The 13,080-nt window shown below is 53.9% G+C and carries 10 protein-coding genes and 1 pseudogene; 3 read left to right on the forward strand and 8 right to left on the reverse strand.

Translation table 11 applies throughout. From position 1 onward, the window contains the following. The 8 genes and pseudogenes from pyrB to arcA form a co-directional block, all read right to left on the reverse strand. Positions 1–936: an aspartate carbamoyltransferase gene (gene pyrB / locus F384_RS24500; RefSeq protein ID WP_046495619.1), complete on the reverse strand. Its 936-nt coding sequence runs from the start codon at positions 934–936 to the stop codon at positions 1–3. Positions 937–938: 2 nt separating this feature from the next. Continuing rightward, positions 939–1,074, reverse strand: a pseudogene (gene pyrL / locus F384_RS30835) (pyr operon leader peptide). Between the two features lie 98 nt (positions 1,075–1,172). Beyond that, positions 1,173–1,652, reverse strand: a complete 480-nt coding sequence (locus F384_RS24505; protein WP_042322699.1) for an arginine repressor — start codon at positions 1,650–1,652, stop codon at positions 1,173–1,175. 251 nt (positions 1,653–1,903) lie between these two features. Beyond that, positions 1,904–3,379, reverse strand: coding sequence for an arginine-ornithine antiporter (gene arcD, locus F384_RS24510; protein WP_046495621.1), 1,476 nt, complete (start codon positions 3,377–3,379; stop codon positions 1,904–1,906). Between the two features lie 34 nt (positions 3,380–3,413). Beyond that, positions 3,414–4,493 carry an alanine/ornithine racemase family PLP-dependent enzyme gene (locus F384_RS24515; protein WP_046495625.1) on the reverse strand — a complete coding sequence of 360 codons (1,080 nt, stop codon included), beginning with the start codon at positions 4,491–4,493 and terminating at the stop codon, positions 3,414–3,416. 111 nt (positions 4,494–4,604) lie between these two features. Continuing rightward, complete coding sequence (gene argF, locus F384_RS24520) at positions 4,605–5,609, reverse strand: ornithine carbamoyltransferase (protein WP_046495628.1); 1,005 nt, start codon at positions 5,607–5,609, stop codon at positions 4,605–4,607. Positions 5,610–5,719: 110 nt separating this feature from the next. After that, complete coding sequence (gene arcC / locus F384_RS24525; protein WP_046495634.1) at positions 5,720–6,652, reverse strand: carbamate kinase; 933 nt, start codon at positions 6,650–6,652, stop codon at positions 5,720–5,722. Positions 6,653–6,662: 10 nt separating this feature from the next. Beyond that, on the reverse strand, positions 6,663–7,883 hold the full coding sequence (arcA, locus tag F384_RS24530; RefSeq protein ID WP_046495638.1) for an arginine deiminase: 1,221 nt from the start codon (positions 7,881–7,883) through the stop codon (positions 6,663–6,665). 677 nt (positions 7,884–8,560) lie between these two features. Here arcA and F384_RS24535 point away from each other — a divergent pair. From F384_RS24535 to F384_RS24545, 3 genes are all read left to right on the forward strand, one after another. Then, positions 8,561–9,013: a YhcH/YjgK/YiaL family protein gene (locus F384_RS24535; RefSeq protein ID WP_042321710.1), complete on the forward strand. Its 453-nt coding sequence runs from the start codon at positions 8,561–8,563 to the stop codon at positions 9,011–9,013. 472 nt (positions 9,014–9,485) lie between these two features. After that, the gene (locus F384_RS24540; protein ID WP_046495647.1) at positions 9,486–10,586 is read left to right on the forward strand and encodes a NapC/NirT family cytochrome c; all 1,101 of its coding nucleotides are present in this window, start codon (positions 9,486–9,488) and stop codon (positions 10,584–10,586) included. 27 nt (positions 10,587–10,613) lie between these two features. Beyond that, positions 10,614–13,061, forward strand: a complete 2,448-nt coding sequence (locus F384_RS24545) for a molybdopterin guanine dinucleotide-containing S/N-oxide reductase (protein WP_046495652.1) — start codon at positions 10,614–10,616, stop codon at positions 13,059–13,061. Positions 13,062–13,080 lie beyond the last annotated feature (19 nt).

A 13,080-nucleotide genomic window follows, 5' to 3' on the forward strand; every position in this document is an offset into this window, starting at 1 on the left:
TTACAGTGCCAGATCGCTAGTCAGAACCAGTGCCAGTAACGCCTGGCGCGCGAAAATCCCGTTGCCTGCCTGCTGGAAATACCAGGCGTGTGGCGTTTTATCCACGTCCGTGGCGATTTCATCAATACGCGGCAGCGGATGCAGTACCTTCATGTTTTCCCGTGCACCCGCCAGGTCGCTGGCGCGCAGAACAAACTGGGCCTTCACGTTGGCGTATTCTGAAGGGTCCAGACGTTCTTTCTGCACGCGGGTCATGTACAGAATGTCCACCTCCGCCATCACCTCTTCGATAGAGGAGTGCAGGCTCCAGGCAATGCCTTTATCGTCGAGCATATCGAGAATGTACTGCGGCATCGCCAGCGCATCCGGGGCGATGAAGTAGAAGCGGTTGCCGTCAAACTTCGCCAGCGCCTGCGTCAGCGAGTGTACGGTACGGCCATATTTCAGGTCGCCGACCATCGCCACATGCAGATTGTTCAGACGACCCTGCGTTTCCTGAATGGTGAACAGATCCAGCAGCGTCTGGGTCGGATGCTGGTTCGAGCCGTCGCCCGCGTTCAGTACCGGCACCTTGCCGGAGAATTCCGTCGCCAGACGTGCCGCGCCTTCCTGTGGGTGGCGCATCACGATCGCGTCAACGTAGGTGCTGATAACCGAGATGGTATCCGCCAGCGTCTCGCCTTTCTTGCCCAGCGACGTGTTGGCGCTGTCGGAGAAGCCGACCACGCTGGCGCCCAGGCGGTGCATTGAGGTTTCAAACGACAAGCGGGTACGGGTAGAGGCTTCAAAGAAGCAACTGGCAATCACCTTGTGCTTGAGCAGTTCCGGTTGTGGGTTAGCTTTTAATTTCGCCGCGGTCGCCAGCACCAGATTGAGGTCGTCGCGACTGAGGTCGTTTATGGAAATGATGTGTTTTTGATATAGCGGGTTAGCCATGTTTATCTCCTGACGCCCGGGCAAAAAAAAAGCCCCTCATTTGAGGGGCTGGGAATAGGTTAGCAACGGAAAGAAAAACGGCAGGCCAGCGTCTGTTTTCAGACGCGGTAAGACAGAATGTCGTACACACTGGACCATACTTCCTCCCGGCAAATTGTCCGCGATTATACTCAGCTCCGTTTGCGGATCAAGCAAATAATGCCATTTTTATTCAACGCAAACGGTTTTAATGAATATTAATTCATTTTTAGTAAGTAGTTAATCTGTTTGTGGACAAGGCCTGTCCGCTGCACAACCCGTGGGGCAACCCAGACAATACTGCTACCCGCGATCACTCCCAGGATCTCCGGCAGGGCATGATAATCGAGGATCCTGGCAACGGCGCGACCATAACCGGCGGCGGTATGGATAAGGATAAATTCGCTGTTGTGCTCCACGCTCACCACCATTTCAGCAATCGAACGGGCGGCATCGGGGGCAGGGCGCAATTGCGGATTTACGGAATAAATTTTTTGTCCTTTCGTATTTCTAATTTTTATGACGCCAAGAATTTTCAGCAGGCGGGAAACCGTCGACTGGCTGATGGTTTCAAAGCCGTAGTTTTGCAGATCGCGGCGGATCTCCTCCTGCGAGAGATAACTTTTTTCGCCAATCAGGCGCTGACAAACAGAGAGCTGCAGTTCTTCTTTTTCTGAAGCGGGTTGGTAAAGTTTCATCATCAGTTAGTCCAGTGTAATCAGCCGAAGATAACAACCAATAGATCTGCCCAATGTTTCTATTTTTAATTGATGACGCACTAAGCAAACGTTCTCCATTTCAACCGGGATGTGTTTGATCGGCTTATTGAAATTTTACTGGAGCGCGCTTCAGCATCCTGACGGATGGCATCTTCATGAGAAAATATTCCACTTAGTCGTCTAAGGGAAGACGGAGTTTTGCCGCTTCGTCTTCCCTGTGTTGACGTGCATCAACTGAGCGTGAGCACGCCTGTCGCCAACAGGTAAACCGCGTAGATCCCCGCCGCCACCACCATAATAGCCAGAACGATCTCTATTGGATTGAAAAGTCTTCCATTTTTCTCTTTCCGCGCCCAGACATAAAAAATGATGCCAAGGGCGTAGAGGATCATCGACATCAACAGATATTCCATCCCGGCGGCGTAGACCAGCCAGGCGCCATAGAGCGTTGCCAGCGCGCCGATGATGATGTCGCGGGTAATGGAACGCTGTTCATCACTGTTGTAACCGTCCCGCTGCCACGCCACTTTCAGGGCATACAGACCGCTGAGAAAATAGGGGATCAGGATCATTGAGGTGGCAAGCAACAGCAGCGCAAGATAACCCGCCTGTTGGAAATGGGCGATGATCAGGAACAGTTGCGTCAGACCATTGGTCAGCAGCAGCGCGTTGACCGGCGCTTTGTTGGCGTTTTCCTTACCCAAAAATTTAGGCATGGTGCCGTCTTTACCGGCCATGTACGCCGTTTCCGCAGACAATAACGTCCAGGCCAGCAGCGCGGCACCGACGGAAACGATAAGGCCGATATTCATCAGGGCGGCACCCCACGGTCCTACTGCCGCCGCCAGAACGCCTGCGGTAGAAGGGTTCTTCAGTTGCGCGAGCTCCGGCTGGGAAAGAACGCCCAGCGACAGAACCGAAACGGCGACGAACAGCAGGATCGAGATGAAAAATCCAATCATGGTGGCTTTACCCACGTCTGATTTTTTCATCGCCCGCCCCGAGTACATGGCCGCGCCTTCAATGCCGATGAAAACCCAGGTGGTGACCAGCATGATGTTTTTCACCTGGTCCATAACGGAGCCGAGCTGTTCATTACCCCAGAATTCGATCTTAAAGGTGCGAACCTGAAAGGCGACGCTGACCAGTACGACAAACATGATCAGAGGAACCACTTTCGCGACCGTGCCGATCAGATTGAGCAGGGCAGCACCCTGCACACCGCGACAGATCAGGAAATGCAGGCCCCAGAGCAGAATTGAACCCACAATCAATGCAGAAAGGGTGGTGCCATCGCCAAAGAAGCCGAGCGCGCTGAATGAGCCGAGGGCGGAGCAGATCACCACATAGTACGAAACGTTGCCGATCCATGCCGAGATCCAGTAACCCCAGGCGGAGTTAAAACCGATGTACTCGCCAAAGCCCGCGCGGGCATAGCCATACACACCGCCTTCAACGTCGCTTTTACGATGCGCCAGGGTCTGGAAAACAAAGGCGAGGGTTAACATCCCAATAAAGGTGATCCCCCAGCCGATCAGGATCGCGCCTGCACCTGCTTTGGCCGCCATGTTCTGCGGCAGGGAAAATACCCCGGCGGCGATCAGCGCACTGACCACAAGCGCCGTCAGCGCCGGGAGTTTGAGCTTACCTTCGGACAGGGAGGCCGAAGCATCCGCAGCCGGTTTGCTGGTATCAAGAGTAGTCATGAAGAGAGTCCTCAATCTGACAGAGAGTGATTTTTTAGAAGTAGCTGTATTGTTTGCCGACGTATTCGGAGGTCATGCACTGCAAGACGCCGCTGTATCCCAGGGAGAAATAGACGATGTCGCCCACCTGATATCCCGATGCGGTGTGGGTGACATCGAGGATCAGGTGATCGGAACTGGCGCCGAGCACTTTGACGCCGGGGTCAAATGGCCGGAGCTGGGAGAAGGAGACATCCTGTTCGCCGAGGGCGGCGAGCGCCCGGTGGTGTACGCCAAGATCTTCGAATACCGGCTTTCTCCCCATGGCATCCAGCGCCGTGGAGTGTCGCGGAACGGAGGGCTTATCTTTCAGCTCGATGATCTCCACGCCGAGCTTGATGGCATCCTGGCGGGTATCAGGGATCGGCTCGTCATTCAGGCCGAATCCCATAATCAGCGATGCGCCAAGCCGCAACTGGTTAACGCCCGTCGGTAGTCCCCCGTTGATCAGCAGGAACAGGGCAGAGGAACTGGCGCCGGAAATGGTGCGCAGTTCAATACCCAGCTCGTCTTCTATCTCATGGGCGAGATCGACCAGCGCCTGCTGGTTTTCGGTAGTCGGCTCCACCCCGCCGTAGCAGGCGAGATTGGCGCCAAGGCCTTCCAGCGTTAGTCCCGGCAGTTCCCTGTGCACCAGGCGCGCAAGGCGTCGTGTCTCCTGCGGATCCACGCAGCCTTCGCGCAGATCGCCCAGGTCATGCATCAAAATGACCCGATGCGTTTTGTTCTGCGCGATAGCTGCCGCAGAGAGCGCCTGCAACGTATGTTCTTCGGAATTCAGCGAGATATCCGCATAGGCGACTATGTCGTGCGCCAGGCTTATCTGCGGCAGACGTAACAGCAGTTTGTCGACGGGCAGGTCGGCTATTTTTTTGAGATTCTGGATCCGGGAATCCGCAATCGTGCTGATACCCGCATCAATCATGGCTCTGGCGACATTCGCAGCTTCGCAGCTCAGCTTATTGACGCCGACAGGCTCTACGCCGTGCTGGCGGCACAGCGCGATCAGCGTGCGGGTGTTGTCACGAATGACCGAAAGATTAACGAAGAGGCATGGAAAATCCTGGTTTCGCATAATGGGTCTCCTTACGTGAGACGCGGGTCAGGGGGCACCCGCGCCCGGTTCGTTCGGTCCAGTAGCTACCGTGGAGGAAGACGCCGTCCCGGACGGCGCTTTCCGAGTGGGTTAGTCGCCGAGCGTCGCCACCATCACTGCTTTGATGGTGTGCATGCGGTTTTCCGCTTCGTCGAACACGATGGAGTGAGCGGATTCGAAAACCTCTTCCGTGACTTCCAGCCCTTTCAGGCCGTAGGCCGCTTCGATTTCACGTCCCACTTTGGTCTGTTCGTTATGAAAGGCGGGCAGGCAGTGCATGAACTTCACGTCGGGATTGCCGGTGGCGTCGATAACCTTTTGGTTGATCTGGTACGGCGTCATCAGGCTGACGCGCTCTGCCCAGGCGTCTTTCGGCTCACCCATGGAGACCCAGACGTCGGTGTAGAGAAAATCGACGTCATAGACGCCTTCTTCCACATCGTCCGTCAGCGTAATGCGCGCCCCGGTGGTGCTGGCGATGTCGCGGCACTGGGCGACCAGTGCTTCATCTGGCCAGAAGGATTTTGGCGCGACGAGGCGAATATCCATGCCCATCTTTGCAGCGCCAACCATCAGTGAATTGCCCATGTTGTTGCGCGCATCGCCAAGGTAAGCGAAGCTCAGTTCGGGCAGCGTTTTCCCTGGCGCGTGCTCCAGCATGGTCATCAGATCCGCGAGGATCTGCGTGGGATGGAATTCGTCGGTCAGGCCGTTCCACACCGGCACCCCAGCGTATTGCCCCAGTTCCTCAACGATCGGTTGGCCGAACCCGCGGTATTCGATGCCGTCATACATCCGGCCCAGTACACGAGCGGTATCTTTCATCGACTCTTTATGCCCAATCTGCGAGCCGCTTGGGCCGAGGTAAGTGACCTGCGCGCCCTGGTCGAATGCCCCGACTTCAAAGGCACAGCGGGTGCGGGTAGAGGTTTTTTCGAATATCAGCGCGATGTTTTTCCCGGTCAGCGTTTGCTTTTCGCGTCCGGCTTTCTTCGCCGCTTTCAGTTCAATCGCCAGATCGATCAGGAACTGGATCTCCGCCGGGGTAAAGTCGAGAAGTTTCAAAAAATTGCGATTTTTCAGTGAAATAGCCATCAATATATCCTTGTTAAAATGTACTGCCTGATGACGCTGCGCTTATCAGGCCTACGGACGTGAATCGGTGTAGGCCGGATAAGGCGAGGCCGCCATCCGGCAAAAAAGCCTTACGCGTCAACATCGGCGGTTTCGCGCCGAATCAGGGTGCCTTTATCTCCGGCGAGAATGGCCGGGCCATCGGCCAGCGAACCGATGCCCGCAATGCCGTGGCAGCGGCTGACAAAGTCGGCGCAGGCGCTGACTTTTGGCCCCATCGAACCGGCATCAAACGCCATGTCGCTCAAAAGCTCGGGGGTTACCTGCGCCAGCGGACGTTGGGTGGGTTTGCCCCAGTCGAGATACACCGCGTCGGCATCGGTCAGGATCAGCAGTGCGTCGGCGTGGATCTGGCTGGCGAGCAGTGCGGCGGAGAGGTCTTTGTCGATCACCGCTTCGAGGCCGTGGTAACCGTCCGCTTTCTCGACGACCGGCACACCGCCGCCACCGTTACAGATGACCAGGTGATCGCGGGCGATCAGCGCCTGGATGGCGTCACTCTCAACAATGCGTTTCGGCTGTGGTGAGGGCACTACGCGGCGGAAGGCTTTGCCGTCTGCTTTGAAAACCCAGCCTTTTTCCGTCTGTAACGCATCGGCCTGCGCGCGGTCATAAACCGGACCGATATACTTGGTGGGGTTGCGAAAGGCCGGATCGTTTGCGTCCACTTCCACCTGCGTGAGCAGAACGCTAATTTCCCGCTGCGGCAGTTGATTCTTCAGCGCCTGTTGCAACATGTAGCCGATCATCCCCTGGCTTTCCGCCCCGAGAATGTCCAGCGGGTAGGGGGTGACGCGGTCATAGGCGCTGTTTTGCAATGCCAGCAGGCCCACCTGCGGCCCGTTGCCGTGAACCAGCACCACCCGCCACTGCTGTGTGAGTTGGGCGATCGTTTTCGCCGCCAGGATGATGTTCTTGCGCTGGATATCGGCTTCCAGCGGTTCGCCGCGCTTGAGCAACGCATTGCCGCCCAGGGCGACAACCAGAGTCGGTTTGTTTTGCATGGTGGGTTCCTTAAATGCCATCGCGTTCCAGTGGGCAACTCATGCAGCGCGCGCCGCCGCGTCCACGCCCCAGTTCGTCGCCGGGGATAGGCAGCACGGTGATGCCGGCTTTGTCGTATTTCTCGTTGGTCCAGATGTTGCGCTCGTAGCCCACGACCACGCCGGGGCGCAGCGTGAGGACGTTGTTGGCGTCATTCCACTGTTCGCGTTCGGCTTCAAAGGCGTCGCCGCCGGTGGTAATTAAGCGCACGTGATCGATGCCGAGCGCTTTCTCAATGGCGTTAACCAGCGTGCGTTCTTCGGTACGCTTCAGGCCGCCGCGGCCGTCTGGCGTCAGGGTCCAGCACTGCACGTCCTGGCGCACCACTTCCGGGTAAACGGAGAAGGTGTCGATATCGATGTGGGTCATGACGGTATCGAGATGCATACAAGAGCGGTGTTTGGGAAGCTCAACGGCGATCACCCGTTCGGCCTGACGATGTTTAAACAGCGACTGGGCAAGAAACTCGATCCCCTGCGGAGTTGTGCGTTCAGACATCCCGATCAGCACGGCACCGCGCCCGATCACCAGCACATCGCCGCCTTCTAAGGTGGCATGGTCGTAATTGATATTCTCGTCGCCGAAATATTTAATAAAATCGCCGTCGGCAAATTGTGGATGCCAACGATAGATGGCTCGCAAATTATTGGTTTCGCGCTGGCGAGCCGGTTTAGCCATTGGGTTAATAGAGACGCCGTTATATATCCAGCAGGAGGTATCACGGGTAAATAAATGGTTCGGCAATGGCTTCATAATAAAGTCATTAATATCGTGGGTATCGACCACCATATTTTTAATTGAGGCGGGAATTTCACCATAGGTGAGTCCGCCACTTAAATGACGGGCCAGTTCCCGATGCGACATATCGGCAAGCCAGGCGCGGATGTCGGTGGCGAAAGTCGGGCCAAGGCGGTAATCCGAGATTTGCGTTTCCAGCAGCCAGCTTTTGGCATCCGCGATGTCCAGCGTTTGTGTCAGTAAATCAGTCAGTAACAGAACTTCGATACCCTGCTCGCGCAACGTGTTGGCGAAAATATCATGCTCTTCACCTGCGCGTTCGACTGACAGTACGTCATCAAACAGCAGCTCCTGGCAGTTAGACGGCGTGAGGCGTTTCAGGCTGAGATTAGGGCGATGCAACATCACACTGCGTAGTTGGCCGATTTCAGAACCGACATAATGTTTTTCCATTACGATACCTTTCACTCTATTTCAGGAATAAAAAGGGGGTGGCTGCGAATAATGAAAATGCTCGCAGTCATAATTGTTCCGATATTTTTCGAGAGGCATCATTGAATTATTTAGCGGTCGGAAATGTGATGAGTTTCACATCCAATCGGTTATTTGTTTTTTCTTAATTAATATATGACAGAGGTCTGAGAAATAACAAAAATAAAAACTCTTAACCTGAATTACTACGCAGTTATACGTCAGATTATTCTTTAGTGTTAATTATTTGTTGGCGGCGGTAAATAATGAATGCAATGTAACACCATGATTTACATAGAGTAATAATAATTTGATGCATAGATATGCGTATTGTGAATTATATTATTTTTACCATAAAGTAAATTGTGCAATAACTATGGCGATTATCATTGATTAATCAGTGGAAATGAATTGTGATCGACTAACGGTTTTTCCTGTAACTCTTGTTATAACAATATGTTGTGAATTTTTTCAGTTTGGTGTGTTTGCATTTTATGCATTAAATATGCATAGATCACTGTTTGCTGTTAACAGACAGTCAACAACTTCAGCGATAAACATGCGCTGACGCAAAACTTTGCAAGATAGCGATGGCACGACCAGGCTTTTTTTCGTATAACAACTAAAATTGAAACGCTGTTTTGAATGAGGGGTATGAGATGATCGTTGGTAATATTCACCATCTGCAATCCTGGCTTCCTGAAGAACTTCGCCAGGCGATTGAGTACATTAAGGCAAACGTCACTGAAACGACGGAGAAGGGAAAACATGAGATCGACGGTAGCCGTCTGTTCTATCTGATTTCTGAAGATATGACCGAGCCGTTCGAGAAGCGTCGGGCGGAGTATCACGCGCGCTATCTGGATATTCAGATCGTGTTGAAAGGGCAGGAAGGGATGACCTTCAGCGTGCTGCCTGCCGGTAAGCCGGATACCGACTGGCTGGCTGATAAAGACATCGCGTTTTTAGCGGAAGGCGAGCAAGAGAAAACGCTGATCCTGAATGAAGGCGACTTTGTCGTTTTTTACCCGCAAGAAGTACACAAACCGCTGTGTGCCGTCGGCGCGCCCGCGCCGGTGCGTAAAGCGGTGGTTAAACTGCTGGTTGCTTAAAATAGCAAAGACCTGGCTGAGCAGCCGCTCCCTGATCCGGAGTGGCTGTCCCTTTTATCACTTATCCTGAATTCTGCCGTAAAGCCCCTCGCGCCTGCGAAAGCGATAAAAATAGTAAACGACATCTGCATTCATTAAAAACTTAACCGAACGGTAAAAGATGGTTTATTTCAGCCATTAATAGCGCACCGCGATAGGATTATTTCCTTATGTATTTAAATATATAACGGTGGCTTGATTTTAGTTAGTCGTTGTATATTTAATTTTATATCGCTATCGCCATAACTTCAGTTACAACATACAGTTAGCGGCAACCTTTTCGGTTAACTTCCAAAAACTCGATCAATAGCACGTTTAACTCTTTCTGGTTAATAACACTTTTGTGTTACATCAATTCTTGTTTAAAAATCATCCCGCAAAATATATCCCACAAAATTAAATATTAACTTTTGAATTAATTTCAGGGCAAGGTATGAATAAAAAATGGAAGTGGATAGCGGGTCTTGTTTTCGTGGGCATTCTACTGGGGGGAACACTCGCGCTGTCATCCATGTGGATGATGCATAAAACGTCAGAGACCTCGTTTTGTCTCTCCTGCCACACGATGCAAGCGCCCTATGAAGAGTACCAGGGGTCTGCGCACTTTATGAACCAAAAAGGTATCCGCGCCGAGTGCCAGGATTGCCACATTCCGCAATCGGGTATGGATTACCTGATCACGAAAGTTCGGGCCAGCAAGGATGTCTGGCATGAGTTTGTCACCGGCAAAATTGATACACCGGAAAAATATGAGGCGCATCGCCTTGAGATGGCGGAGACCGTCTGGGATCAGATGAAGGCCAACGATTCGGCGACCTGCCGTTCATGCCACCAGTTTGATGCCATGGATCTGCAAAAGCAGAGCGCTGACGCGCAGAAAATGCATGCGCTGGGCATCAAAGAAAAACAAACCTGTATTGACTGTCATAAAGGTATTGCGCACTTCCCGCCCGAAATCACGATTGACTCCAAAGCCCATGATGCGCTGATGGAAAACGCGCGCCAGACGCCGGTGGATGCAAAAGAAGTGTACCCCGTCGCACCTGCCGCGCTGGGCAATCTGGGCACGGTTTATCCGGCCACCAAACTGAACGTGGTGGGTCGCTCCGGCGATGCGCGTGAAGTGGAGATTACCGGTAGCCAAATGCAGGGAGCCGAGCAGGTGATTTACTTCGCGGCGGGCCAGCGTTTAGTCCTTGCCACGCTTACCGATGAAGGTCAAAAAGCACTCAAAATCTCCAGCGACTGGGAAAAAGATCCCTACGGAAACGCGTGGCGCACTGTTTCTCTACGCGCACCTCTGGCTGAACCCGCACTGGGTAAACCCGACGTAATCTGGGACTACGCCAAAACACTCGACAAGACGTATTGCTCCGGATGCCATGCGCCGATTTCTTCCGAACATTACACCTTAAATGCCTGGCCTTCCGTTGCAAAAGGGATGGGCGCGAGAACGGACATCAGCGCCGAGGATTTAGACATCCTGACTCGCTGGTTCCAGTATCACGCCAAAGATTTTACCTCTAAGGAATAACTGATAATTACGATTAAAGGAAAACCTATGAACCTTACACGACGTAACTTTATAAAATATGCCGGCGGTTCCGCTGGCGCGATGATCATTACCTCGGCAATCCCGATGCCAGCGTGGGCCGCCGACGCGCCGGGTAACGCCATCCTGACCGCGGGTCGTTGGGGGGCGATGTACATCGAGGTTAAAGACGGCAAAATTGTGTCGTCTCGCGGCGCGCTGGCGAAAACGATTCCCAACGATCTGCAAACGACCGCACCGGATCAGGCGCATACCCCATGCCGTATTCAATCTCCGATGGTACGTAAAGGCTTCCTGAATGCGCCGGGCAAGCCGGACGGCAACCGTGGTAAAGACGAATTCGTCAAAGTGTCATGGGAAGACGCCATGAAGCTCATCCACGAGCAGCACGCCCGTATCCGTGCCGAGCATGGCCCATCTTCCGTGTTTGCGGGTTCTTATGGCTGGCGCTCCAGTGGCGTGCTGCACAAAGCTCAGACGCTGCTTCAGCGCTACATGAGCATGGCGGGCGGCTACACCGGGCATACCGGTGACTACTCCACAGGCGCGGCGCAGGTGATCATGCCGCACGTAGTCGGTTCGGTAGAAGTTTACGAACAACAGACGGCATGGCCGCTGATCCTCGAACATAGTCAGGTAGTGGTCCTGTGGGGCCTTAACCCGCTGAACACCCTGAAAATTGCCTGGACCAGTACTGATGAGCAAGGCCTGGAGTACTTCAATAAACTGAAAGCCTCCGGCAAAACCGTTATCGCCATCGATCCACAGCGTTCAGAAACTATCGATTTCTTCGGTGATAAAGCGCAGTGGATTGCACCGAATATGGGTACCGACGTGGCGATGATGTTGGGTATTGCGTCCGCGCTGGTCGAAAAAGGGCTGCATGACAAAGCCTTCCTCGATAAATACACCACCGGCTATGGCGAATTTGAAGCTTATCTAACGGGTAAGAACGACAACACGCCGAAAAATCCAGCCTGGGCCGAGAAGATTTGCGGCGTTCCGGCGAAGCAAATGGAAATCCTCGCGGAAATCTTTGCGAAGAATAAAACCATGCTGATGGCGGGCTGGGGGATTCAACGTCAGCAGTACGGTGAACAGCGCCACTGGATGCTGGTTACCCTGGCGGCGATGCTTGGCCAGATTGGTACCGAGGGCGGCGGTTTCGGCTTCTCTTACCATTACTCAAACGGCGGCAACCCAACCCGTAGCGGCGGTGTGCTGTCGGCGATTTCTGCGACAATCGCAGGCGGTTCTTCTGCGGGCAACGACTGGGCGACGTCCGATGCGGTTGCAGCGTTCCCGGTTGCACGTATTGTTGAAGCTCTGGAAAACCCCGGCGGCAAATATCAACATAATGGCAAAGAACAAACCTTCCCTGATTTGCGCATGATCTGGTGGGCCGGTGGTGGCAACTTCACTCAGCATCAGGACACAAACCGCCTGGTGAAAGCCTGGCAAAAACCGGAGCTGGTGGTGATCTCCGAGTGCTACTGGACGGCAGCCGCCAAGCACGCTGATATTGTTCTGCCGATCACCACCTCGTTTGAACGTAACGATCTGACCATGACCGGCGACTACAGCAACCAGCATCTGGTGCCGATGAAACAAGCCATCCCACCGCAATTCGAAGCCCGCAACGATTTTGACGTATTCGCCGATATGGCTGAGTTGCTCAAGCCAGGCGGTAAAGCCGCTTATACCGAGGGCAAGAGCGAAATGGACTGGCTGCGCGAGTTCTACGACGTGGCGCAGAAAGGCGCGCGTCAGCAGCGCGTCAATATGCCGCAGTTCACCGCCTTCTGGGACGCGAACAAGCTGATCGAAATGCGTAAGAACCCGAAAGAAGAAGCGTTTGTGCGCTATGCCGATTTCCGTAAGGACCCGGTGATGAACCCGCTGGGTACGCCGAGCGGTAAAATCGAGATTTACTCGAAAACCATCGAAGGCTTCAACTATAAGGATTGTCCGGCGCATCCGACCTGGCTGGAACCTGACGAATGGGCTGGTAACGCCAAAGAGGGTGAGCTGCAACTGCTGACCGCGCACCCGGCGCATCGTTTACACAGCCAGCTTAACTATGCGTCGCTGCGTAAACAGTATGCGGTGGCCAACCGCGAGCCGTTCTACATCCATCCGGAAGACGCGAAAAAACGCGGCATTGCCGACGGTGATTTGGTGCGCGTCTGGAACGCGCGCGGCCAGGTACTGACCGGCGCGAAAGTGACCGATGGCATCAAGCAGGGCGTGGTGTGTATTCATGAAGGCGCATGGCCGGATCTGGACTATGCAGGCACCGGGATTTGTAAAAATGGCGGGGCGAACGTGCTCACCAAAGATATTCCGACCTCAAGTCTGGCGAATGGCTGTTCCGCCAATACCGCACTGGTGATGGCAGAAAAATACACCGGACCGGCGCTGGAACTCACCGCGTTTACGCCACCCATGGGCGCGTAACTCACGGTTGTAATACTGG

Source organism: Citrobacter amalonaticus Y19, assembly GCF_000981805.1.
In the GTDB taxonomy this organism is placed as follows: domain Bacteria; phylum Pseudomonadota; class Gammaproteobacteria; order Enterobacterales; family Enterobacteriaceae; genus Citrobacter_A; species Citrobacter_A amalonaticus_C.

Bases quoted from the DNA above. Each gene is read 5' to 3' on its own strand.
- arcA (WP_046495638.1), bottom strand. From the start codon at position 7,883: ATGGAAAAACATTATGTCGGTTCTGAAATCGGCCAACTACGCAGTGTG.
- F384_RS24505 (WP_042322699.1), bottom strand. From the start codon at position 1,652: ATGAAACTTTACCAACCCGCTTCAGAAAAAGAAGAACTGCAGCTCTCT.
- arcC (WP_046495634.1), bottom strand. From the start codon at position 6,652: ATGCAAAACAAACCGACTCTGGTTGTCGCCCTGGGCGGCAATGCGTTG.
- arcD (WP_046495621.1), bottom strand. From the start codon at position 3,379: ATGACTACTCTTGATACCAGCAAACCGGCTGCGGATGCTTCGGCCTCC.
- pyrB (WP_046495619.1), bottom strand. From the start codon at position 936: ATGGCTAACCCGCTATATCAAAAACACATCATTTCCATAAACGACCTC.
- F384_RS24540 (WP_046495647.1), top strand. From the start codon at position 9,486: ATGAATAAAAAATGGAAGTGGATAGCGGGTCTTGTTTTCGTGGGCATT.
- argF (WP_046495628.1), bottom strand. From the start codon at position 5,609: ATGGCTATTTCACTGAAAAATCGCAATTTTTTGAAACTTCTCGACTTT.
- F384_RS24545 (WP_046495652.1), top strand. From the start codon at position 10,614: ATGAACCTTACACGACGTAACTTTATAAAATATGCCGGCGGTTCCGCT.
- F384_RS24515 (WP_046495625.1), bottom strand. From the start codon at position 4,493: ATGCGAAACCAGGATTTTCCATGCCTCTTCGTTAATCTTTCGGTCATT.
- F384_RS24535 (WP_042321710.1), top strand. From the start codon at position 8,561: ATGATCGTTGGTAATATTCACCATCTGCAATCCTGGCTTCCTGAAGAA.